The sequence below is a fragment of the Caulobacter sp. Root343 genome, from assembly GCF_001425745.1.
Classification (GTDB): domain Bacteria; phylum Pseudomonadota; class Alphaproteobacteria; order Caulobacterales; family Caulobacteraceae; genus Caulobacter.
Genome location: NZ_LMDF01000007.1, coordinates 892,161 through 913,986 on the forward strand (window position 1 = coordinate 892,161; position 21,826 = coordinate 913,986).

General features: G+C 68.0%; 20 protein-coding genes. 12 read left to right on the forward strand and 8 right to left on the reverse strand.

Translation table 11 applies throughout. The features are described from left to right. Positions 1–94: 94 nt before the first annotated feature. The 4 genes from ASC70_RS16620 to ndk all read right to left on the reverse strand — a co-directional run bounded on the left by ASC70_RS16620 (position 95) and on the right by ndk (position 3,658). A complete protein-coding gene (locus tag ASC70_RS16620) occupies positions 95–877 on the reverse strand; it encodes a DUF4019 domain-containing protein (protein WP_056052003.1) in 783 nt (260 codons plus the stop codon). A gap of 94 nt (positions 878–971) precedes the next feature. Beyond that, positions 972–2,519: a hypothetical protein gene (locus ASC70_RS16625; RefSeq protein ID WP_056052007.1), complete on the reverse strand. Its 1,548-nt coding sequence runs from the start codon at positions 2,517–2,519 to the stop codon at positions 972–974. Beyond that, positions 2,516–3,157, reverse strand: coding sequence for a YoaK family protein (locus ASC70_RS16630; RefSeq protein ID WP_056052010.1), 642 nt, complete (start codon positions 3,155–3,157; stop codon positions 2,516–2,518). Before ASC70_RS16630 ends, ASC70_RS16625 begins: the two co-directional genes overlap by 4 nt. Positions 3,158–3,238: 81 nt before the next feature. Then, positions 3,239–3,658, reverse strand: a complete 420-nt coding sequence (gene ndk / locus ASC70_RS16635) for a nucleoside-diphosphate kinase (RefSeq protein ID WP_047405181.1) — start codon at positions 3,656–3,658, stop codon at positions 3,239–3,241. Positions 3,659–3,751: 93 nt separating this feature from the next. Between ndk and ASC70_RS16640 the strand changes: the two genes are divergently transcribed. Together ASC70_RS16640 and ASC70_RS16645 are read left to right on the forward strand one after the other, a co-directional pair. Continuing rightward, a complete protein-coding gene (locus tag ASC70_RS16640) occupies positions 3,752–5,617 on the forward strand; it encodes an ABC-F family ATP-binding cassette domain-containing protein (RefSeq protein WP_056052013.1) in 1,866 nt (621 codons plus the stop codon). Positions 5,618–5,710: 93 nt separating this feature from the next. Then, positions 5,711–6,112: a hypothetical protein gene (locus tag ASC70_RS16645; protein ID WP_056052016.1), complete on the forward strand. Its 402-nt coding sequence runs from the start codon at positions 5,711–5,713 to the stop codon at positions 6,110–6,112. A 57-nt stretch (positions 6,113–6,169) separates the two neighbouring features. Here ASC70_RS16645 and ASC70_RS16650 read toward each other — a convergent pair whose 3' ends face one another. Genes ASC70_RS16650 through ASC70_RS16660 form a run of 3 tightly spaced genes read right to left on the reverse strand, consistent with a single transcriptional unit; the run spans position 6,170 to position 8,456 of the window. Then, entirely contained in the window at positions 6,170–6,514 is a 345-nt protein-coding gene (locus ASC70_RS16650; protein ID WP_056052020.1) for a peptidase inhibitor I78, read from the reverse strand. Further along, positions 6,511–6,972 carry a DNA polymerase III subunit chi gene (locus tag ASC70_RS16655; protein ID WP_056052023.1) on the reverse strand — a complete coding sequence of 154 codons (462 nt, stop codon included), beginning with the start codon at positions 6,970–6,972 and terminating at the stop codon, positions 6,511–6,513. The genes ASC70_RS16650 and ASC70_RS16655 overlap by 4 nt, the downstream gene beginning before the upstream one ends. 2 nt (positions 6,973–6,974) lie before the next feature. Next, on the reverse strand, positions 6,975–8,456 hold the full coding sequence (locus ASC70_RS16660) for a leucyl aminopeptidase (protein WP_056052860.1): 1,482 nt from the start codon (positions 8,454–8,456) through the stop codon (positions 6,975–6,977). A gap of 226 nt (positions 8,457–8,682) precedes the next feature. Between ASC70_RS16660 and lptF the strand changes: the two genes are divergently transcribed. The 7 genes from lptF to ASC70_RS16695 all read left to right on the forward strand — a co-directional run bounded on the left by lptF (position 8,683) and on the right by ASC70_RS16695 (position 18,187). After that, the gene (lptF, locus tag ASC70_RS16665) at positions 8,683–9,822 is read left to right on the forward strand and encodes an LPS export ABC transporter permease LptF (protein WP_056052027.1); all 1,140 of its coding nucleotides are present in this window, start codon (positions 8,683–8,685) and stop codon (positions 9,820–9,822) included. Then, on the forward strand, positions 9,822–10,922 hold the full coding sequence (gene lptG, locus ASC70_RS16670) for an LPS export ABC transporter permease LptG (protein ID WP_056052031.1): 1,101 nt from the start codon (positions 9,822–9,824) through the stop codon (positions 10,920–10,922). Before lptF ends, lptG begins: the two co-directional genes overlap by 1 nt. Further along, positions 10,915–13,341 carry an LPS-assembly protein LptD gene (locus ASC70_RS16675; RefSeq protein WP_056052036.1) on the forward strand — a complete coding sequence of 809 codons (2,427 nt, stop codon included), beginning with the start codon at positions 10,915–10,917 and terminating at the stop codon, positions 13,339–13,341. Before lptG ends, ASC70_RS16675 begins: the two co-directional genes overlap by 8 nt. Positions 13,342–13,590: 249 nt before the next feature. After that, positions 13,591–14,913 (forward strand): peptidylprolyl isomerase, encoded by a 1,323-nt coding sequence (locus ASC70_RS16680; protein ID WP_235519433.1) that lies wholly within the window; start codon positions 13,591–13,593, stop codon positions 14,911–14,913. Further along, the gene (pdxA, locus tag ASC70_RS16685) at positions 14,910–15,911 is read left to right on the forward strand and encodes a 4-hydroxythreonine-4-phosphate dehydrogenase PdxA (RefSeq protein WP_056052041.1); all 1,002 of its coding nucleotides are present in this window, start codon (positions 14,910–14,912) and stop codon (positions 15,909–15,911) included. The genes ASC70_RS16680 and pdxA overlap by 4 nt, the downstream gene beginning before the upstream one ends. 36 nt (positions 15,912–15,947) lie before the next feature. Beyond that, positions 15,948–16,766 carry a 16S rRNA (adenine(1518)-N(6)/adenine(1519)-N(6))-dimethyltransferase RsmA gene (rsmA, locus tag ASC70_RS16690; protein WP_056052045.1) on the forward strand — a complete coding sequence of 273 codons (819 nt, stop codon included), beginning with the start codon at positions 15,948–15,950 and terminating at the stop codon, positions 16,764–16,766. Positions 16,767–16,780: 14 nt separating this feature from the next. After that, positions 16,781–18,187 carry an AAA family ATPase gene (locus ASC70_RS16695; RefSeq protein ID WP_056052048.1) on the forward strand — a complete coding sequence of 469 codons (1,407 nt, stop codon included), beginning with the start codon at positions 16,781–16,783 and terminating at the stop codon, positions 18,185–18,187. Between the two features lie 123 nt (positions 18,188–18,310). On the opposite strand, the gene ASC70_RS16700 is transcribed toward ASC70_RS16695, so the two are convergent. Further along, positions 18,311–18,712 carry a MerR family DNA-binding protein gene (locus tag ASC70_RS16700; protein WP_056052051.1) on the reverse strand — a complete coding sequence of 134 codons (402 nt, stop codon included), beginning with the start codon at positions 18,710–18,712 and terminating at the stop codon, positions 18,311–18,313. 69 nt (positions 18,713–18,781) lie between these two features. Here ASC70_RS16700 and ASC70_RS16705 point away from each other — a divergent pair, with 69 nt between their 5' ends. The 3 genes from ASC70_RS16705 to ASC70_RS16715 all read left to right on the forward strand — a co-directional run bounded on the left by ASC70_RS16705 (position 18,782) and on the right by ASC70_RS16715 (position 21,814). Then, positions 18,782–19,528 carry a MauE/DoxX family redox-associated membrane protein gene (locus ASC70_RS16705; RefSeq protein ID WP_056052054.1) on the forward strand — a complete coding sequence of 249 codons (747 nt, stop codon included), beginning with the start codon at positions 18,782–18,784 and terminating at the stop codon, positions 19,526–19,528. Positions 19,529–19,605: 77 nt separating this feature from the next. Beyond that, the gene (locus ASC70_RS16710; protein WP_162247237.1) at positions 19,606–21,270 is read left to right on the forward strand and encodes a sensor histidine kinase; all 1,665 of its coding nucleotides are present in this window, start codon (positions 19,606–19,608) and stop codon (positions 21,268–21,270) included. Positions 21,271–21,556: 286 nt separating this feature from the next. After that, positions 21,557–21,814, forward strand: coding sequence for a GlsB/YeaQ/YmgE family stress response membrane protein (locus tag ASC70_RS16715; protein WP_047405154.1), 258 nt, complete (start codon positions 21,557–21,559; stop codon positions 21,812–21,814). Positions 21,815–21,826: the final 12 nt, after the last annotated feature.

A 21,826-nucleotide genomic window follows, 5' to 3' on the forward strand; every position in this document is an offset into this window, starting at 1 on the left:
CACGGCCATCGGAAGCCGCCACGACGAGCGGCCGCCACGGGTAGTGGGCGGACATCTGCCTTGCCAGAAGACGTCCGCCTCGGTTCTGACGCCCTCAGCGAATGAAATAGCCGTTCACCTTCCAGGCCGAACCTTCGTGGGCCAGGATGAGGGTTTCTACGGCGTCAGGCCTATTCGCGAAGACGGTCGCGAATTGGACGATCTTGTACTCGCCTGCGGGGGCCCCCGGCAGCGAGCTCGCGCTCGACACGCTCTTGAGCGAACGCGAAGCCACCGCGCCCAGTTGTTGTCGCAGAGGTTGAACCGTTGCGGTCCAGCCGGCCTCCGTCACTTGCGCTCTAAACAAGCTTCCCGACGCTTTCCAGCTTTCGCCCCAGCGTTGCCCATCGATCAGCTTCGCCCATTCCTCGGCCGCATGCGCGCCCGCCTGGTCGGACGCGCTGGACGATGCCGAGACGGCTATCGGCGTCGTCGGTGGCCGTGTCCTGCCGTCGTCCTGCAAAGCCAGTGAAATCGCCACTGAAACTACTATCGCAAACATGATCGCAACACCTCCAGAGAACCAAGCGAAGGCGTGACCCACGCGTTGGCGATTTTCGGACGGGTCACGTTCTCCACCCGGCGCCTCTGTCGCGACGACCCCGATTTGTTTGTCCCCCAAGAAATTTGGGCCTTGGCTCTCCATCTGGGCCAGAAGCCTCGCCGCCTCGCGGCTGCTGCCGACGCCGAGCTTTCGACGCGCCTCGCGCAGGCGCTCGTTCACCGTATGAATCGACAGTCCGAGCGTTAGAGCGATCGACTTTGCGTCGTGACCGTTAAGGAGCAGGCGAAGCGTCTCCTTCTCGCGCTCGCTGACAGTACCAAAACGTTCCCGCATGCTCGGCCGCCCTTACCTTCGATTGCAGCCTAGCCGGGCGACCAAAGGTTCGCCATGGGCCGTAAGCCAACCTCGAGGTTCCGCCTCCCCGCGATCAGGGTTCCGCCCCGTACTTCGCCATCATGTCCAGAAGCAGCCTGGCCTGCCGCGCCGCCTCGCCGCCGTTGGGGTCGGCGGACAGCGGCTTGAGCAGGGCGAAGGCGGTGTTGGCGTCGTCGGCCATCAGGAAGGCCACTGCGGCCACGATCCGGATCTTCGGCACCTCGGGCGCCAGGCCGACGGCGCGCCGCAGCAGGGCCAGGCGCTCCGGCGACGGCGTTCCCTCGGTGGCCATGGTCTGGGCCAGCAGGAACAAGGTCTGATAGTCGTTGGGCTCGGCCGCGTCGGCGCGCGCCAGATAGGTCCGGGCCGAGGCGAGCAAGGCCTCGCGATGCGGCAGGTCGCTGGCCGCCCGATAGAGCTTGCTGGTCCCCATCAGCCGCAAGGCTTCCAGATTGCCGCCGTCCTCGGCCAGCAGCCGCTCCAGCAGGCGTTCGCCCTCGTCGCGGTCGCCGATGGTGATCTCGGCCCTGGCCAGGGCCTGGCGGCTGTAGCGCTCGTCCGGACGTCGGGCGGCGGCCTTGCGGAAGTGGCGCAGCAGGCCCGGCCTGTCGGTGCTGGCCGGGCCGGCCTTCAGCTGCTGCAGCTCCAGGATCAGGTCGTCAGCGCCCGCTGGCATGCGGCGGATGGTGACCGCGCGGTGCGTCTCGCCGATCCTGGGAATCGTCGTCAGCACGGGCTTGGCGCCCAGAAAGACCGCCAGCGTGTCCTTCAGCTTCTCGGGCGGCGCGCCGAAGACTTCGGTCCAGGCGGCGTCCACGTCGTGCTCTCCGCCCTCCAGACGCTTCAGATAGGCGTCGAGCTTCGCCTTTCGGCCGGGATCCGACCAGAGATAGCGGACCAGCAGCGCCGCCCGCTCGTCGAAGCGCCGGCGGTTCGCGGCGCTCTCGCCGTCGCCGGTCTCGGCGATCACGTGGGCGACGCCATCGAGGCTCCCGATCACCCGCCGCTCGTCGAACAAGGCCGGCGTCTGGCCGATCACGATCCTGTCGGGCTGGATGTCGACGGCGCTGTAGTAGATCGCCGCCCCTTTCACCAACCATCGCGGCTGGCGGAACGGAAAGGTCTCGCTGAAGAAATGCAGCGCATAGGCGCTGAGGACACCGTCGTCCCCCGCCGTCTTGTCGGTCGCGTTGAAGAACCGGAAATTGTCGCGGATGACGACGGCGAAGATGTCGTCGGGCTCAGCCACGTTCATCGACAAGGCGCTGACCGCCGCGCCGGGCAGGAAGCGCCTGTAGGACAGGTTCTCGGTCGCGCCGGGGTCGACCGGCCGCACTAGGTAGATCGGAAACTTCCGAGATGGCGGGCCGCCCTGCCGGCCGTAGAGCGCGCGCAGGGTCTGGTCCAGCGCCTCCAGATCGTCGACCACCCGCCGGAGCACCGCCTCGCCCTCGTCGGAATAGACGATGACGTGGTCGCTTTCGGCCCGCAGCCAATGGCCGCGGGCCTGCGGCGCGACGACGACGTTGTCGACGGACTGGGCGCTGGCGACCGTCGGAGCGCCAAGCAAAAGGGCCACGGCCACGATCGCGGCCCTCATGCCGACCGCCAGCGACGCTCGGCCCAGATCGCGCCGCCAGTGACGACGGCCACCGCGACCCACAACGCCGACGCGCCGACCGTCACATAGGTCAAGGCGCCCAGGGCGCCGCCGGCCGCCAGACCCAGCCAGAGCAGGACATAGCGCGGCCAGTCCGACGGTTCGCCGCCGACCAGGGCGCCGGCGATGCGCTGGCCCGCCTTGACCAGGGCGCCGGTCATGTAGGTGAGGCCCACCGCGACATCGCCGTTGCGCTGGAACACCGCGTTCTCCGCGCCCATGGCCATGGCGACGGCCGTGACGCCGGCCGTGTCGAAACCCAGCGCCAGCAGGGCCGCGCCGCTGGCCAGCAGGAGCGCTTCCAGCACCAGGACCGGCGAGCGCCGGCTTTCGCCAAACGCCCGGGCCGTAAGGGCGCCCAGTACGACCCCGGCCACGAACGAGGCCACCAGGGTCAGCACGGTCAGCACCGCGTGGACGTTCCCCGTCGCCAGCCCGACGCCCAGCCGCGTGGAGTTGCCGCTCATGAACGAGACGAAGAACCCGCCCAGCTTCAGGAAGCCGATGGCGTCGACATAGCCGGCCACGCCCGACAGGGTGACCGCCAGCACAACCTCGCCCCGTTCGTAGTGCTTCACGTCTGGCCCCGCCCCAATAGAAAACGGCCGGATCGTCACCGATCCGGCCGCCTCGCGTCACGAGAAAAGTCGCGCTAAGCCTTAGCCGACGATCTGGTCTTCCGTGAAGAACTGGGCGATTTCGATCGCGGCGTTCTCCAGGCTGTCCGAGCCGTGGACCGAGTTTTCGCCGATCGACAGGGCGAATTGCTTGCGGATGGTGCCTTCGTCGGCGTTGGCCGGGTTGGTGGCGCCCATGACTTCGCGGTACTTGGCGACGGCGTTGTCGCCTTCCAGCACCTGCACGACGACCGGCTCGGCGGTCATCTGGCCGACGAGTTCGCCGTAGAACGGACGCTCGGCGTGCACTTCGTAGAATTTCTTGGCTTGGGCTTCGGTCAGCTTCACGCGGCGCTGAGCGACGATGCGCAGGCCAGCGGCCTCGATCACAGCGTTGATGGCGCCGGTCAGGTTGCGACGGGTGGCGTCAGGCTTGAGGATCGAGAAGGTGCGTTCGGTCACGAGATATCTCACACAAGAGTTGTGAATTGGGAGGTTGCGGGCTTATAGCCGTGCGCCTCCTCCCCGCCAACCCCGCCGCGTAACCTTCATAAAATGCTTCAGATCCGTGACCTGACCTTCAACGCCTGGGGTCGGAAGTTCTTTGACCATGCCAGTGTCAGCCTTCCCCCCGGCGCCAAGGTCGGCCTGATCGGTCGCAACGGCGTGGGCAAGTCCACCCTGTTCAAGTTGATCCTGGGCCAGCTGCACGCGGGCGACGACGAGATCAGCCTGCCCAAGGCCGCGCGGATCGGGTCGGTCGACCAGGAACACCCGGCCACGCCCTTCACCCTGCTGGAGACCGTGCTGGAGGCCGACGAGGAGCGTCACAGCCTGATGACCCGGCTGGACACGGCCGATCCCGAGGAGATGGGTGAGATCTGGGCCCGGCTGATCGAGATCGACGCCGACTCGGCGCCGGCGCGGGCCTCGGAAATCCTGGTCGGCCTGGGCTTTTCGCAGGAAGACCTGGCGCGACCGATGAGCGAGTTCTCCGGCGGCTGGCGGATGCGCGTGGCCCTGGCCGCGGCGCTGTTCGCCGAGCCGGACATGCTGCTGCTGGACGAACCGACCAACTATCTCGACCTGGAAGGCGCGCTGTGGCTGGAGGCCCGCCTCCAGAAATACCCGCACACCGCCCTGATCGTCAGCCACGATCGCGAGCTGCTCAACAACAGCTGCACGCACATGCTGCACCTGGCCGGCGGCAAGCTGGAGCTCTACACCGGCGGCTACGACGACTTCGAGAAGCGCCGCGCCGAGAAGGCTCGCCTGCAGCTGTCGGCCAAGGCCAAGCAGGACGCCGAGCGCGCCCACCTGCAGGCCTTCGTCGACCGCTTCAAGGCCAAGGCCTCGAAGGCCGCCCAGGCCCAGTCCCGCATGAAGCGCCTGGCCAAGATGGAGCCGGTGGCCACCACGATCGAGGAGCGCGTCGCGCCGTTCACCCTGCCCTCGCCGCCGCGCCCGCTGCCCCCGCCGCTCATTCGCCTGGAACGGGCGAACGTCGGCTACGAGGAAGGCCGCTCGATCCTCAAGAACCTCAACCTGCGCATGGACCTGGACGACCGCATCGGCCTGCTGGGCGTCAACGGCGCGGGCAAGTCGACCTTCGCCAAGATGATCGCCGGGGCGCTGGGCGTGCAGTCGGGCGAATTCCACCGCGACCGCAAGATGCGCGTGGGCTGGTTCCACCAGCACCAGATCGAGGCGATGGATCCCGAGGACACCCCGCTGGAGATCATCCGCCGGGCCATGCCCGACTCCTCCGAAAGCTCGCGGCGCTCGAAACTGGCGCAGTTCGGCCTGGGCTTCGACAAGCAGGAGACCACGGTCGCCAACCTGTCGGGCGGCGAGCGCGCGCGCCTGCTGCTCAACATGGTGGCGATGGACGCGCCGCACATGCTGATCCTCGACGAGCCGACCAACCACCTGGACATCGACAGCCGCCGGGCCCTGCTGGACGCACTGAACGACTACGAGGGCGCGGTGATCCTGATCACCCACGACCGCTCGCTGATGGAGCTGGTCGCCGACCGCCTGTGGCTGGCGGCCGACGGCACGGTGAAACCGTTCGACGGCGACATGGACGACTACGCCAGGTTCGTGCTGGAGCGCGCCAAGCAGGCGGTGAAGCCGACCCAGGTGGCGCGCGAACCGGAGCCAGCGGCGACCTCCGCCAAGAAAAAGACCGCCGTCGAGCCGCTGCGCCGCAAGGTCGAGGCCGCCGAGCAGGTGCTGACCCGCTGCACCCGCAACTTGGCCGAGCTGGAAACCCAGCTGGCGGACCCGGCCCTCTATGTGAAGACCCCCGGCAAGGTGGCCGAGCTGACCAAGCGCCGCGACAACGCCAAGACCAAGCTGGACGAGGCCGAAGCCGCCTGGATGAGCCTGGCCGAAGAGCTGGCCGAGGCCGAGGCGTAAGCTTAACCACAGGCTCGGAAAGGTTTAGGGTGAACGCGCGCTAAACCATGTCGTTTAGCCATTCCGCGACATCTGGGGCGCAGTCTGCGTCCCATGAGTAGCGCCCATCCCCGTAACCATGTCGTGGCCAATCCGGAAGGATTGTCCGCCCACGCCGTCCTCGAGGCGTTCGCCGACTGGGTGAACGCGCGGATCGGCGAGGCCATGCGGATCGAGATGGACCTGGCGTTCCGCGACCGTCCGTTCGACGTCGAGGTCGGCCGCACCCCGGCCCTGGTCGGCTGGGAGCACAAGTTCATCCCGCCGGGGGCCGCCGCGCCGCGCGGCAAGATGTGGACGGTCTACCGCCTGCACGACCAGACCGGCCGGCCGGCCCACCTGCCGCAATCGGGCGACCTGGTCGAGGACCTGACGCCGCTGCTGGGCGAGCTGGGTTATCTGGGCATCTTCGACGGCGAGGTCGCGCTGTTCCCCGGCGTGGGCAAACGCAAATAGGCCCTGGAGCCTCCCGCACCGGGAAGGCTCGATCAGGGCGCCGTCAGTACGACGGCTTCACCCGCACTTCACTTCCTGGACGATCCCCGTATCGGCGTTGAACAGGATGTTCAGCCGGTCGGCGCGATAGTCCATGGTCACCGGACAGGTCGTGCAGGCCACCCGCCAGCGCGACGGATCGACCGGGGCCGGCAGGCTGGTGCGCGGCTTGCCGACGAAGGCCTGCGCGTCCTTCAGGCCGCACTGGTCCTTGTCGGCCTCGGCGGCGGGCGGCTTGGCCGGCAGGGCGACGGCCGGCGGCGCGGTGGGCGTGCTGGGCGGCGGTGGCGGAGCCGGCTCGGGCGCGCTGGAGCACGAGGCCAGGACGAGACCCAAGGCCAGAACTTGCACCACGCGCTTCATGCCTGCTTCTCCCAACCGCGTTCGGCGCCCTGGCGCCAGTAGGACACCGGATGACCGGCTTTCTTGAAGACCGACCAGCGCCCGCGCGCCAACGCCAGCGCCTGGTCATCCCGGCCGTCGAACAGCAGGATGCAGCGCGAAACCCCTGAAAGATCTCCAGGTTCGGCCCCGTCGATCAGGAACAGCGCGTCGCCCCCGTTGGGGTTCCCGTCCTCGCCGGTCAGCAGCACCGGCTGGCGCTCGGCCATCGGCTCGCCGCTGACTCCGTGCGGTAGGAAGCTGTCCTCGCGATAGGTCCAGAGGTGCTGATCCAGCGCTTCCAGCCGCCGCGGATCGCCGCCGCGCACCAGCGCCTTCCAGCCCCGCCCCAGCGTCTTTTCCAGAAGCTCGGGCAGCACCGCCTCGAGCGGCGAGCGCTCCAGGTGGTAGAACCAGACGTCGCAAGGCGCGGCGGTCATGCTCAGCCTTCGTAGGCGTCGGCGACGAGGCGGTTCAGCAGGCGGACGCCGAAGCCGGCGGCGCCGTCCGGCACGGTCGGGTCGGTCGAGGGCTTGCGCCAAGCCACCGAGGCGATGTCCAGGTGCGCCCACGGCGTGCCGTTGACGAACTTCTGCAGGAACAGCCCGGCGGTGATCGAACCGGCCGGGCGGCCGCCGATGTTCTTCATGTCGGCGATCGGGCTTTCGATCTGCTTCTCGTAGGCGGCCGGCAGCGGCAGGCGCCACAGGGTCTCGCGCTCGGCCTTGCCGGCGGCGAGAAGTTTCTCTGACAAGCCATCGTTATTGCTGAACAAACCGGCGTAGTCATGACCCAGGGCGATGATGATCGCGCCGGTCAGGGTCGCCAGGTCGACCATGAACTGGGGCTTGAAGCGGTCCTGGCAGTACCAGAGCGCGTCGGCCAGCACGAGGCGGCCCTCGGCGTCGGTGTTGATGACCTCGATCGTCTGGCCTGACATCGAGGTGACCACGTCGCCGGGACGCTGCGCATTGCCGTCGGGCATGTTCTCGACCAGGCCGAGGATGCCGATGGCGTTGACCTTGGCCTTGCGGCCGGCCAGGGCGTGCATGACGCCGGTCACGGCGGCCGCGCCGCCCATGTCCCACTTCATGTCCTCCATGCCGTCGGCGGGCTTGATGGAGATGCCGCCGGTGTCGAAGCAGACCCCCTTGCCGACGAAGGCGATCGGCTGGGCGTTTTTGTCGGCCGCGCCGTTCCACTTCATGATCACCAGCTGGCTCTCGCGAACGCTGCCCTGGCCCACGCCCAGCAGGCTGCCCATGCCGAGCTCGGCCATGGCGGCTTCGCCCAGGACCTCGACCTCCAGACCCAGGCTCTCCAGGCTCTTGGCGCGGGCGGCGAACTCTTCGGGGTGCAGGATGTTGGCCGGCTCGGAGACGAGGTCGCGGCTGAAGACGATGGCGTCGGCCAGCGCCGACAGCGGCGCATAGGCCTTCTGGGCCTTGACCGGATCGGCGGCGGCGACCTTGACCACCTGGACCGACGGTTTCTTCTCGGCCTTTTCGGTGGTGCGGTACTTGTCGAAGCGGTAGGCGGCCAGGCGGGCGCCAAACGCGGCGCGAGCGGCGCTCTCGGCGTCGGCGCCCAGCTTCAAAACGAGTTCGGTCACGCCCGTGGTCTTCACGGCCTGATAGGCGGCGGCGGCGGCGGTTTCGACAGCTTCCGGCTCGACGGCGCCGGAGCCATCGACGCCGACCAGCACCAGGCGGGCGGCCTCCAGGCCATGCGGCGCCACGACGTCGAGGGTCTGACCCTTGGCGCCGGTGAAGCGGCCGCCGGCGATGGCGCGCGCCAGGGCGCCGCCCGTGGCCTCGTTGGCCGCCTTGGCCTCCGGCGACAAGGCCGCGCCCTCGTGAGCCAGGACCGCGAGGGCGGCGGTGGCGCCGGCCTGGGTGTCGACGGGGACGAACTCGATACGCATGCCGCGCTCCTGCATCTGGGCGACTTCCAAAACGGCGCGCCGCAAGGGTCCGCCGTTCTTTGACCTAAGGCGGCATAGTCCAATGCCGCGCCTTAGAAAAGGCTCCGTTCGCCCCCACTCGGGACAGTCAAGTTAGGTCCCCGGTTGTGCCGACGCGAAGCCCCCGTGTAGAACGACGCATCTTCGGGGTTCGTCCCACGAATCCATCCGCCCCGAACGCCTCTTCATGCGCCTCATAGAACGTTATCTTTTCCGCCAGTTGCTGGGTCCGACGCTTCTGGCGATCGGGGCCTTGGTGGCGCTCGCCCTGTTGGCGCGCAGCCTGTCGGAATTCGACGTCCTGGTCGAACAGCGCCAGAGCGCCCTGGTCTTCCTGAAGATCATCGTGCTGGCCCTGCCCCAACTGCTCAGCATCATGATGCCGCTGGCCCTGTTCGTGGCGGCGCTGGTGGCCTTGAATCGCCTGCATACCGAGCAGGAGATCGTCGTCTGCTTCGCCGGCGGCATGAGCCGCTGGAGCGTCATCTCGCCGGCCATGCGCCTGGCGGTGCTGGCGGCCCTGGTTTCGCTGGTCAGCGGGCTGTGGCTGCAACCCTGGAGCGCCCGCCAGATCCGCGAGACGGCCTTCGAGATCAAGACCGACGTGGCCTCGACCCTGGTCCAGCCGGGCCAGTTCACCGAGCCGGGCCCGGGCCTCACGGTCTATGCCCAGTCGATCGACCGCGACAACAAGATCCAGAACCTGTTCATCCACCAGGAACTGCCCAACGGCGCGGCCTCGACATATTCGTCGCGCGAGGCCGAGATCGCCACGCGCCGGGGCGAGCCGGTGCTGATCATGCGCCACGGCTCCAACCAGCAGTTCTCTCGCCAGGGCGTGCTGCAATACACCTCGTTCGACGAGTACACGTTCGACCTGTCGAGCCTGGCGCACGGCGACGAGCTGCTGCACTACAAGATCGCCGACCGTTATCCGCACGAGCTGTTCTTTCCCGACATGACGCAGGACTGGGAGCAGCGGAACGCGGGCAAGATGGTGGCCGAGGGCCATTCGCGCTTCGCCGGCCCGCTCTACAACATCGCCCTGATGACCATGGCCCTGGCGGCCGTGCTGGGGGGGCCGTTCAGCCGCATGGGCTACGGCAAGCGGATCGCCGCCGTCGGCGCGGCCGCGGGCGTCGTGCGCATCGTCGGCTTCGGCGTGCAGGCCGCCTGCGAGGACAGCGCCTGGCTGAACGTCCTGCAGTACATGGTGCCGCTGGCGGCCATGTGGTGGGGTCTGTCGCAGATCTTCCGCCAGAAGGTCTCCACGCGTCGCAAGGCCCAGCTGGCCAAGGCGGCGCCGGCCTGGACGGGAGCGGCCTGATGACCATGGGCATGCTGGAACGCTACGTCCTCACGCGCACCATGAGCGCCCTGGTGGGCGCCCTGGCCGTGCTGGCCGCGATGGTGATGCTGATCGCCTTCGTCGACATCGCGCGCAATGTCGGCACGCGGGCCGACGCCAGCTTCCTCCAGCTTCTCTACCTGACGATCCTGCAAGCCCCGGCCACCATCCTGGTGCTGGCCCCGTTCGTTTTCCTGTTCGGCACCATGTGGGCGTTCGTCGAGCTGAACCGGCGCAGCGAGCTGATCGCCATGCGCGCGGCCGGCGTCTCGGCCTGGCGCTTCATCATGCCGGCCGCCTTGGCCTCGTTCGTGATCGGCCTGCTGACCATCACCCTGCTCAATCCCCTGACGACGGCGATGACCGCCAAGTTCGAGACCGAGCGCGACAGGGTGATGAACGGCTATCTGAAGGAAGCGCCCAAGGGCACCTGGCTGCGCCAGGGCGACGACAAGACCCAGATCGTCATCCGCGCCCGGGCTCGCGACATCATCGACGGCTCGGTGCGGCTGAAGGGCGTGTCGCTGTTCGTCTACAGCCTCAACAACAAGGGCGTGATGGACTTCACGCGCCGCATCGAGGCCAACGAGGCCAAGCTGGAGCCGGGTTTCTGGCGCCTGACCGGCGTGCGCGAGGCCACGCCCGGCGCCGGGGCGATCCGCTCCGACAGCCTGTCGATTCCCTCGAACCTGGACGACCGCACGGCGTCCGAGCGGTTCAACACGCCTCAGGCGGTGGCCTTGTGGCGCCTGCCGGCCACGATCCAGCGCACCGAGGACGCCGGCTTCTCGGCCGCGCCGTTCAAGCTGCGCCTGCAACAGGACCTGGCCACGCCCCTGCTCTTCTCGGCGATGTCGGTGCTGGCGGCGGCGTTCTCGCTGCGCCTGATGCGTCTGGGCGGCCTGGCGGCCCTGGCCGGCTCTGGTGTGGCCCTGGGCTTCGGGTTCTTTTTCTTCAACGAGCTTTGCAGCACGTTGGGCAAGGCGGACGTTCTGGCCCCGTCCATCGCCGCCTGGACACCGCCGATTATCGCGATTTTGGCGGGCTTCACTTTGCTTTGCTATACGGAAGATGGGTGAGTCATTGCTTCCAAGGTCGTCCATGACTGAAACGCGTCCCAGCGCCGCCTGTCGCGTGCTGCTCCTGAGCAGCGCGGCGTCGTGGGCGCTCGCCTGCGCGGGCGCGGCCCACGCTCAGCAGAGCCTCGTCTCCATCCCGCCGACCCCGGTGGTCTCGGCCGCCCCGTCCGACGGATTGGGCGATGAGGGCTACTATCTAGAATCGGACCTGCTGATCCGGGACGACAAGAACCAGATCATGACCGCCACCGGGTCGGTCGAGACCCGCTATCAGGGGCGCACCCTGCGCGCCGACAAGGTGGTCTACGACAACAAGACCGGCGCGGTGACCGCCGACGGTCACGTCCAGCTGATCAATCCCGACGGCACCGCCGAGTTCGCCGACCACCTGGAAGCCGACAAGGACTTCAAGGCGGGCTTCGCGCGCAACTTCGCCGCCCGCCTCGACCAGAACATGAAGGTGGCTTCGGCCACCGCCGTGCGCCGCAACGCCAATATCCAGGAACTGAACAAGGCGATCTACACGCCCTGCGAGGTCTGCGCCGAAAAGCCGAAGCCGACCTGGTCGGTCTCGGCCGACAAGATCGTCCAGGATAAGCAGCGCCAGATGATCTACTACAAGAACGCGGTCATCCACCTGTGGGGTGCGCCGGTTCTCTACATGCCGCTGTTCTGGCACCCCGATCCGCAGGCCAAGCGCAGCTCGGGCTTCCTGGCGCCGAAGATCGACTTCTCCAAGGGCCGCGGAATCTCGTACCAGCAGCCCTATCTGTACGTGATCTCGCCGTCGTCGGACGTGGTGGTCACCCCGCAGATCAACAGCCAGGTGAACCCGTTCCTGAACGTGAACTACCGCAAGCGCTTCTACTCGGGGATACTCGAGGCGCGCGGCGGCTTCACCTACGACAAGGAATTCGACATCAAGGGCGATCGTTTCGGCGACGCCACGCTGCGCAGCTACATCCTGGCGCACGGCAAGTTCGACATCGATCAGCACTGGAAGTGGGGCTTCTCGGCCGAGCGCGTCTCGGACGCCCTGCTGTTCGACAAGTACAAGATCAACGACGTCTATCAGCAGCGCGGTCTGTTCACGAGCGACGACCACCGGCTGGTGTCGCAGCTCTATACGACGCGCCAGGACGCCCGGTCGTGGCTGTCGATCTCGGCCGTCTCGGTCCAGGGCCTGCGCGTCGTCGGCATCAACGCGACGACCAATTCGGCCAACGCCTTCGAGAACAGCGGCGCCTTCCCGCTGATCGGCCCGCTGGTCGAGGCGCGGTGGGAGCCGAACAGCCCGGTGCTGGGCGGCCGCCTGCGCCTGCAGGGTTCCGGCGTGGTGCTGAACCGCTCGGAGTCGCAGTATGGCGAAGCGCCCTATTATCTTCCCGGCTACAAGGGCGAGAACGGCGTCGACTCCAGCCGCGCCAGCGTCAGGGCCGACTGGCGCGCCAGCCGGATCATCGGACCCGGCCTGAAGATCTCGCCCTTCGCCCAAGCGCGTGGCGACGCCTATTCGATCAAGACCTTCGTCACGCCCGCGGCCGCCGCCCTAGGCGACGACGCCAAGGAAACCTACACCCGCGCCCTGGGCGTGGGCGGCGTCGACTTCAGCCTGCCATTCTACAAGCCGCTGGCCAATGGCGGCAGCATCGTGCTGGAACCCCTGGCCCAGGTCGCCGTGGGCTCCGACAGCTCGCGCGTGCCGGTGGTGGTCGCCCGCAACGGGACGACCAGCTACCTCTACAACGAGGACAGCGCGACGCTGGAGTTCGACGAAACCAACCTGTTCCAGGCCAACAAGTCGCCGGGCTTCGACCTCTACGAGGGCGGCCAGCGCCTGAACGTCGGCGGCCGGGCCACCTACAGCCGTCCCGACGGCCGGGGCGGCAGCATCCTGGTCGGCCGCAGCTTCCGGACCGAGTTCGATCCGCTGCTGCCGGCCCGCACCGGCCTGCAAAGCAAGTCCTCCGACTGGATCGTGGCGGCCACGGTCACCCCGATGCCCGGGATCAACGCCTTCGTCCGCACGCGCCTCGACGCTCAGACCCAGGAAATCCATCGGATCGAAACGGGCGTCGACGCCTACACCGCCCGCGCCAACGGCTCGATCCGCTACCTGAAGGACGAGCTGGACTCCAACGGAGCCCGGCAGGAAAGTTTCGAGGCCCGAGGCGAAGTCAAGCTGACCAAGCGCTTCTCGCTGACCACCTTCGGCCAGCGTGACATGGTTCAGGATGTCTGGCGTCGCCGGGACGTGGGTGTCGCCTACCAGGACGACTGCATTCGCATCGACGTGATCTACCAACAGGAAGACCGCTACGCCTCGACGGCCAGCGGCCTTCGGCTGCAGCCTGACCGAACCATCGTGTTCCGCCTAACGCTCGCCACATTAGGTGATACAGGGTACAGCTCGAACTAAGTAACCGCGCTTGGGGGCGTGCGGGGCGGCCCGCATGCCTCGCGCGCACGCCTCGGGGGCGACGGCCGAAAGGAAAAACCGCCGGCTTCGGCGATCGCCGCCCCCGAAACACAAGATAAACCGACCGCGCCCCCGAGGGGGCGGCCTGGGCCTAGAGGAACGACACTATCCATGCGGTCTGCGCGTAGCGTTACGACTTTCGCGGCCGGTGCCGCGTCCATCCTCGCCCTGACCGTGGCGAGCCTCGGCTTGCCGACCCTGGCGCAGGAACAGCCCGCGGCCCAAGGGGCGCCCGCTCAGGCGACGCCCGCCCAGGACGCGCCGCCTCAGGTCGCGGCTCCGCCGGCCGCCGCGCCGGCGCCCGCCGCGCCGCAGCCGCTGTCGGAAAGCGTCTCGGCGGTCGTCAACGACGACATCATCTCCAGCTACGACCTGATGCAGCGCATGCGCCTGCTGATGGCCACCTCGGGCATGCAGCCGACCCAGGAGAACCTGCCTCAGATCGAGCAGGAAGCCCTGCGCTCGCTGATCGACGAGCGCCTGCAGATGCAGGAGCTGAAGCGCGTCGAGAAGCAGCAGAAGATCACGATCATCTCGACCGACAAGGAGGTCGAGGAGCAGATCGCCGACATCGCCCAGTCCAACAAGATGACCCCCGACCAGCTGAAGCAGTCGCTGGTGGCCCAGGGCATCGGCTTGGAAACCTGGCGCGCCCAGCTGCGCGCGGACTCCAGCTGGCAGTCCTGGATCCAGGGCCGCTACGGCTCGCGCCTGCGCATCGGCGAGGACCAGATCAAGGCCTATCAGCGCCGCCTGGCCGAGTCGGCCGCCAAGCCGCAGTACCAGATCAGCGAAGTCTTCCTCGACGCCAACCGCGTCGGCGGCATGGAGGTCGCGATCAACGGCGCGGCCCAGCTGATCACCCAGATGCAGCAGGGCGCGCCGTTCGCGGCCGTGGCCCGCCAGTTCTCGGGCTCGGCCACCGCGGCCAACGGCGGCGACGTGGGCTGGGTCAACCAGGGCGAAATGCCGGCCGAGGTCGACGCGGCGCTGGAACAGCTGCGCCCCGGCCAGCTGTCCAAGCCGATCCAGGTCAAGGACGGCGTCTACATCATCTATCTGCGCGACAAGCGCGCCGGCTCGAAGACGGCCATCGTCGACCTCAAGCAGGTCGCCGCCCCGCTGGCCGCCGACGCCACCCCGGCCCAGGTCGAGGCGGCCACCAAGCTGCTGACCGACCTGAAGCCCAAGATCACCAGCTGCCAGACTCTGGAAGCCACCGCCGGCAAGGTGGACGGCCTGGTCGCCGGCGACCTCGGCGAGGCCGAGATCACCGACCTGGCGCCGGCCTTCCAGGACGCGGCGAACAAGCTGGAGGTCGGCCAGATCTCGGACCCGATCCGCACCGACGCCGGCATGCACCTGATCGCGGTCTGCGGAAAGCGCCAGGGCGGCGCCAACGCGCCGACCCACGAGCAGATCGAAAATCGCCTGCGCGGCCAGCAACTGGCGCTGATCGCCAAGCGCTACCTGCGTGACCTGCGCAATCAGGCCACCATCGAGACCCGGTGACGCCGCGCCCGCTCGCCCTCAGCGCCGGTGATCCGGCCGGCGTCGGGGCGGAGATCATCGCCAAGGCCTGGCGCGCCCTGCGCGAGGACGGTCCCCCCTTCGTGGTGGTCGGCGACGCCCAGCTACTGGCCTCGGCTGGCGGCGGGGTGAAGGTGCGCCGCGTGCTCAGCCCGAAGGAGGCGCTGGGCGCCTTCGCCGAGGCCCTGCCGGTCATCGACATCCCCCTGCTCTCGCCGGTCGTCTCCGGCCAGCCCTCGCCTACCTATGCGCCGCAGGTGATCCGCTGGATCGAGACCAGCGTCGGCCTGGCCCTGTCCGGCGCGGTCAGCGGCCTGGTCACCGCCCCGATCGCCAAGGCTCCGCTGTACGAGGCCGGCTTCAAGTTCCCGGGCCACACCGAGTTTCTGGCCGAACTGACCGCCGCCGAGCGCTTCGACGGCGCGCGGGGGCCGGTGATGATGCTCGCCGCCGGCGACCTGCGCACGGCCCTGGTGACCATCCATACGGCGCTCCTGAAGGTCCCCGGCGCCTTGTCGATCGAGGCGATCGTCAACAGTGGCCTGGTCACCGCCGACGCCCTGCGTCGCGATTTCGGCATCAAGACCCCGCGCCTGGCCGTCGCCGCCCTCAACCCGCACGCCGGCGAAGGCGGAGCCCTTGGCCGCGAGGAGATCGAGATCATCGCCCCGGCCGTCCGCGCGCTGCAGGATCTGGGCGTCGACGCCTACGGCCCCGCCCCGGCCGACAGCCTGTTCCACCCGGAGGCCCGGGTCGGCTACGACGGCGTCCTTTGCATGTATCACGACCAGGCCCTGATCCCGGTCAAGATGCTGGACTTCTGGGGAGGGGTGAACATCACCCTGGGCCTGCCGATCGTGCGGACCTCGCCCGACCACGGCACCGGCTTCGACATCGCTGGACGCGGCCTGGCCCGTCCCGATAGCCTGATCGCCGCCATCCGCCTGGCGGCGCAGATCGCCGCGCGCCGCGACGCCTGAAAAGACCTGCCTGAAAAAGACCTGGAAGCATAGACGATGAGCCTGGCCGACCTGCCGCCCCTGCGCGAGGCCCTGGAACGCCACGACCTGCTGGCGCGCAAGAGCTTCGGCCAGCACTTCCTGCTGGACCTCAACATCACCCGCAAGATCGCCCGCCTGGCCCAGATCGGCGAGGGCGACACGGTGGTCGAGGTCGGGCCCGGCCCCGGCGGCCTGACCCGCGCCCTGCTCGAAACCGGCGCGCGCGTCGTGGCCATCGAGAAGGACAGCCGCTTCCTGCCGCTGCTGTCCGAGGTCGCCGAGGTCGCCGACGGCCGCCTGGAGCTGGTCGAGGGCGACGCTCTGAAGGTCGACGCCGCCAAGGCCGCCGGCGGGCCGGCGCACGTGGTTGCGAACCTGCCCTACAACGTCGGCACCCAGCTCCTGATCAACTGGCTGACCGGTCCCTTTCGGCCGCTGTCGATGACCCTGATGTTCCAGAAGGAAGTCGCCGACCGCATCGTCGCGCATACCGACGACGACGCTTACGGCCGCTTGGCCGTGATCTCCCAGACGCTGTGCGAGGCCAAGACGATCATGGACCTGCCGGCCAAGGCGTTCACCCCGCCGCCGAAGGTGGCCTCGGCCGTGGTTCGCCTGGTTCCTAGAAGCGATCCGCCACCCGCCGACGTGATCGCGGCCCTGGAGCGCGTCACCGCCGCCGCCTTCGGCCAGCGCCGCAAGATGCTGCGCTCCAGCCTCAAGGGCCTGGGCGGCGGCGCCTTGTGCGAAAAGGCCGGCGTCAATCCGGACGCCCGGGCCGAGGTCATCGACCTGGCGGGCTTCCTGGCCCTGGCGCGGGCGACGCTGGGCTGAGGGACGAGCGGGACATGTGGTGGGAACGATCCAAACTCGTCCGAGAGACCGCGAGCCAGTGGAACCGGATCCGCAGCGCCTATGTCGACAAGGTGCTGGCGGACCCCGAGATCAGTCTCGACATCAAGAGCAAGGCGTTCTCGAACGCCCATTATCTGATCGTCGGCCTGTTCACCCGGATCTGTAACGCCAAGGGCTATGTCGCCACGTCGGAGGCAAAGGTTTTCAACGCCATCTTCGGCCTCCGTCATCCGCGAAAGTTCTATGAGCGCTGGAACGAGATCATGCCGGATCCCGTCGCCCTGGCGGAGCGGGACCTGCCCCACATGATGCTGCTGGTGTCCAGCGACGCCGTCCAGGCCGGGACATACCGCGCTGACGCCGATCCCTTCATCGCCTTCGTCAACAGCGTGGCCGAACTGGTTTTCATGGCCGACGGCCAATTTACCCACTCGGAAATGGAGCCATTTGGCCGCATAGCCTCGCTCCTACACGCCCAGGCCCTGAAATTGGCTACGACAACGAGGGGCGACGCGGGAAGTTCGCAACCGCCGCCTCTCGAGGCCGATACGCTCCCTGGCCCCCCTGTCGAGACGCTCGGCTCCCTCGAAAACAGCCTGTTGAAGCTGGAGAAGCTGATCGGCCTGGAGGGCGTCAAGGCTGAGGTCTCGACCTTGGCCAACTTCGCCAGGGTCGTAACGATGCGGAAGGCGCGCGGCATGGCCGCACCCGAACTTGGCATGCACGTGGTGTTCTCGGGCAATCCCGGCACCGGCAAAACCACGGTGGCCCGCATCCTCGCCGAGATTTACTTCCACCTAGGCCTGCTCTCCAAGGGCCACTTGGTCGAGACCGACCGCTCGGGCCTGGTAGCCGGCTATATTGGCCAGACGGCGCTGAAGACCCAGGAGGTCGCTCAGAGCGCCTTGGGCGGCGTGCTGTTCATTGACGAGGCATATGCCCTAGCCGGCGAAGGTTGGGATTTCGGCAAGGAAGCGATCGACACCCTGCTGAAGCTGATGGAAGACAATCGCGACGACTTCGTGGTCATCGTCGCCGGCTACCAGGAACCGATGGACCAGTTCCTGAACTCCAATCCTGGCCTGCGCTCGCGCTTCCCGCGCCTGATCAATTTCACCGACTACTCTCCCGACGAACTGGCTCAGATCTTCGCGCGATACGCCAAGGACGGCGCTTATGAGATCGACGACGCGATCCTGGCCCTTGTGAAGACGGTCATGGAAGGTCGCGCCGGTCAGCCGAACTTCGCCAACGCCCGCGATGTGCGAAACCTGTTCGAGCGGGCAATCGGTCTACAGGCCAACCGCATCGGCGTGATGGCCAACCCGACGGACACCGACCTGGCGCGCCTGACCGTGGAAGACCTTCGCAACGCCGCCGGCTTGGCGCCTGTCGCCTAAGCTTCAGCTTAGGTTCATCTGGGAAGACGCTTCCTGACGACACACCGCCCGGGAGGCCCCAATGATCGTACGTTTGTCCATCGCCTGCGCCCTGCTCGGCTTCTCGGCCCTGGCCATCCTGGTCTAGCCCTCGAACGCCTCGATAATCGGGCACGGACCGGTGTCGGACGCCGCGCAGGCGCTCGCCAGCTTGGCCAGCGAGGCACGCGCCCCCTGCAGCTCGGCGATCTTCTCGTCCAGGGCCGCGATGCGCTCCGCCGCCAGAGCCCTGGCCCGCGCACGATCCTGGCCAGCGTCTAAATCCAGTAGCTCGCCGATCTGCTCCAGGGTGAAGCCCGCCGCTTGGGCCGAGCGGATGAACCGCAGCCGGCGCACGTCGTCGGCGTCGTACCGCCGAATCCCGCCCGACAAGGCCGAACCGCCGGTCTTCCCGGGCGTTCGAAGCAGGCCTCGGCGCTGGTAGTAGCGCACCGTCTCCACGCCGACGCCGCCCTCGCGCGCCAGCCCCGCGATCGTTGCCGTCATGCCTTGACTCCGTACCATGGTACGGACCCTACATGGGGCGGGTCCGATCGCGAACCAAGGAGTGAAGCGATGCGTCCCCACCGGAAAGCCGTGCTCTACCGCATGGTCATGCCCGAGCACATCTGCCCTTACGGCCTCAAGGCCCTGCACCTGCTCAAGGCCAAGGGCTACGACGTCGAGGACCATTGGCTTCGCACCCGGGCCGAAACCGACGCCTTCAAGGCCGAGCACGGCGTGGCGACCACGCCCCAGGCCTTCATCGACGGCCAGCGGATCGGCGGCTACGACGACCTGCGCAAGCACTTCGGCGCGCGGGTCCGCGATCCCAAGGCCCTGACCTATACCCCGGTGATCGCCGTCTTCGCCGTGGCCGCCCTGATGGCTCTGGCGGCCAGCCAGGCGGCCTTTCACACCCCGCTGACGGTCCAGGCCGCCGAATGGTTCGTCGCCTTCAGCATGAGCCTGCTGGCCATGCTGAAGCTGCGCGACGTCGAGACGTTCTCGACCATGTTCCTGAACTACGACCTGCTGGCCCGGCGCTGGGTTCCGTACGGCTATGTCTATCCGTTCGCCGAGTTGGCGGCGGGCGTGCTGATGGCGGCCGGGGTGCTGACCTGGCTTTCCGCCCCGCTGGGCCTGTTCATCGGCGGGATCGGGGCGGTGTCGGTGTTCAAGGCCGTCTATCTCGACAAGCGCAAGCTGAAATGCGCCTGCGTGGGCGGCGACAGCAACGTGCCGCTCGGCTTCGTTTCACTGACCGAGAACCTGATGATGGTGGCCATGGCCGCCTGGATGTTGGTCGGCCGCCACGCCTGATATACATCTCCGCGCCAAGGCCTATTGACGGTTGAGGCGATGCTCTTCAGCCTTAGCGTGGGCTGAGCGGGGCGAACGTGACCACCAACAATGCGGTGAAAGCGCCATCGACGGTCGCGCGGCGCCTTCTCTTCATGGCCCTGACCCTGGCCGCGCCCGCCATCCTGCTGATGGGGGCCCTGGTCGCCATGCAGTACGGCGAGGGCGAGCGGCGTTTCTCCACCCAGCTCGTCGCCATGACCCGCGCCCTGTCGCTGGCCACCGACCGCCAGATCGGCCAAGGCCAGAGCGTCCTGCAAGGCCTGGCCGTGTCACCCGCCCTGGCCGAGGGCGACATGACGACGTTCGAGAAGCAGGCGCGCGAGGCCGTGGCGGGGCGCGAAGGCTGGATCGTGCTGATGACCCTGGATCGGCAGCTGATCAACACTCGGATAGCGCCCGGCGCCCCGACGCCCTACGCGCCCGTCACGCCGTCGTCCTGGCGCGAGATGACTACGGGCAAGTCGAATGTCAGCAACCTGATCCCGCGCCACGGGGCCGACCCCATCATCGGCGTCAATGTGCCGGTGCTGGTCAGAGGCAAGGTGCTGGTGCTGGCCTATATGCAGCATCCCGAGAACTTTCACGCCCTGATGACCGCCCAGGGGTTTCCCGATACCTGGACGGCCAGCATTGTCGACCGCAACGCCGCCCTGGTGGCCCGCTCGCGCGACCAGGAGAAGATGCTGGGCAAGCACGCCAGCCCGGACATGCAAAACGCCATGGCCCGCGCCAACGAGGGCGTGATCCACAGCCGCACGCTCGACGGCGTCAAGACCTTGTCGGCCTTCAGCCGCTCGCCGACGTACGGCTGGACCTTCATTGTCGGCGTGCCGCGCGATGAACTGAATCGGGTGGTGGTGAGCTCGCTCGGACCGGCCCTAGGCAGCGCGGCCCTGCTGATCGCGCTGGGCGTGGTGGCCGCGATCGGTTTCGCCCGGCCGATCTCTCGCGACGTGCGCGGCCTGGTTGCCGAGGCCGAGGCGCTGGCCGCCGGCGCGCCGCTGGATCCCGCCCCCTCGCACCTGCAGGAGATCGCCGAGGTGCGTGGCTCGCTGCGGGCGGCCGCCGACATCCTGCGGGCCCGCGACGCCGAGGCTCGCCAGGCCGCCGAACGCCAGCAGTTGATGATCAACGAGCTGAATCACCGGGTGAAGAACACCCTGGTCGTCGTCCAATCCCTGGCGCGCCACAGCCTGCGGCCCGTAAGCGACAAGGGGGGCGGCGAGAACGGCCTGGCGCAGTTCAACGACCGCATCCACGCCCTGGCCAGCGCCCACGACCTGCTGACCCGCCGTAGTTGGGAAGGCGCGGACCTCGGCGAGATCCTGGCCGAGGCGCTGGAGCCCTATATCAGCCAGGTGACCCTGGAAGGGCCGCCCCTGCCCCTGCCCCCGAATGCCGCCGTGGCCCTGGCGATGATCTTTCACGAGCTGGCCACCAACGCCTCCAAATATGGCGCTCTGTCCACCCAGGCCGGCCGCGTCGCGGTGACCTGGAGCCACGAGGCTCGCACCCGCCTCGTCCTGACCTGGCGTGAAAGCGGCGGCCCGCCGGTCGCGCCGCCGCGGCGCAGCGGCTTCGGCTCGCGCCTGATCGCCGCCAGCCTGAAGGGCGAGCTGGCTGGATCGTCCCGGTTCGACTACGCGCCGGGCGGATTGACCTGCGTGCTGACCATTCTCGCCCCGCCGAGAGGCGCCTGAACGACCGATCGTCGCAGCGCCCTGATGTCGCCTTGGCTTGGCCACGGAGCATCTGCAATAGCTGCCATCACCGGTCGTAGGGGAAGTTGCGTGATGAGCCTGACATTTTTGATTGGCGCCGTTCTGGGCTCGGGCCTGTTCATCGCGCTGGGCCGCGCCCCGGCCGAGAAGTTGATCGCCTATGTTCAGGACCGCGTGAAGCGTTAGACCTTCTGGGAACTAACGGCGCCGTCGGGCTCTTGATTGAGCAGGGTCGCACAGGGCGACCGCTCACGGAGTCCCTACGATGTCCATTCTCGCCTGGCTCCTTCTGGGCCTGATCGCCGGCTTCATCGCCAGCAAGCTCGTCAACCGCACCGGCAGCGGCGTGCTGCTGGATATCGTGCTCGGCATCGTCGGCGCGTTCGTCGGCGGCTGGCTGTTCAACCAGTTCGGCAACAGCGGCGTATCCGGCTTGAATCTCTACAGCCTCGCCGTGGCCACGGTCGGCGCCATCGTCGTACTGGCGCTGTATCATTTGATCTTCGGCCGTCGCGCGCTTTGAAGCCGCGAGGTC

Coding starts and splice junctions, on each gene's coding strand:
- ASC70_RS16620 (WP_056052003.1), bottom strand. CDS start 877: ATGCGGGAACGTTTTGGTACTGTCAGCGAGCGCGAGAAGGAGACGCTT.
- ASC70_RS16625 (WP_056052007.1), bottom strand. CDS start 2,519: ATGAGGGCCGCGATCGTGGCCGTGGCCCTTTTGCTTGGCGCTCCGACG.
- ASC70_RS16640 (WP_056052013.1), top strand. CDS start 3,752: ATGCTTCAGATCCGTGACCTGACCTTCAACGCCTGGGGTCGGAAGTTC.
- ASC70_RS16645 (WP_056052016.1), top strand. CDS start 5,711: ATGAGTAGCGCCCATCCCCGTAACCATGTCGTGGCCAATCCGGAAGGA.
- ASC70_RS16650 (WP_056052020.1), bottom strand. CDS start 6,514: ATGAAGCGCGTGGTGCAAGTTCTGGCCTTGGGTCTCGTCCTGGCCTCG.
- ASC70_RS16655 (WP_056052023.1), bottom strand. CDS start 6,972: ATGACCGCCGCGCCTTGCGACGTCTGGTTCTACCACCTGGAGCGCTCG.
- ASC70_RS16660 (WP_056052860.1), bottom strand. CDS start 8,456: ATGCGTATCGAGTTCGTCCCCGTCGACACCCAGGCCGGCGCCACCGCC.
- lptF (WP_056052027.1), top strand. CDS start 8,683: ATGCGCCTCATAGAACGTTATCTTTTCCGCCAGTTGCTGGGTCCGACG.
- lptG (WP_056052031.1), top strand. CDS start 9,822: ATGACCATGGGCATGCTGGAACGCTACGTCCTCACGCGCACCATGAGC.
- ASC70_RS16675 (WP_056052036.1), top strand. CDS start 10,915: ATGGGTGAGTCATTGCTTCCAAGGTCGTCCATGACTGAAACGCGTCCC.
- rsmA (WP_056052045.1), top strand. CDS start 15,948: ATGAGCCTGGCCGACCTGCCGCCCCTGCGCGAGGCCCTGGAACGCCAC.
- ASC70_RS16695 (WP_056052048.1), top strand. CDS start 16,781: ATGTGGTGGGAACGATCCAAACTCGTCCGAGAGACCGCGAGCCAGTGG.
- ASC70_RS16700 (WP_056052051.1), bottom strand. CDS start 18,712: ATGACGGCAACGATCGCGGGGCTGGCGCGCGAGGGCGGCGTCGGCGTG.
- ASC70_RS16705 (WP_056052054.1), top strand. CDS start 18,782: ATGCGTCCCCACCGGAAAGCCGTGCTCTACCGCATGGTCATGCCCGAG.
- ASC70_RS16715 (WP_047405154.1), top strand. CDS start 21,557: ATGTCCATTCTCGCCTGGCTCCTTCTGGGCCTGATCGCCGGCTTCATC.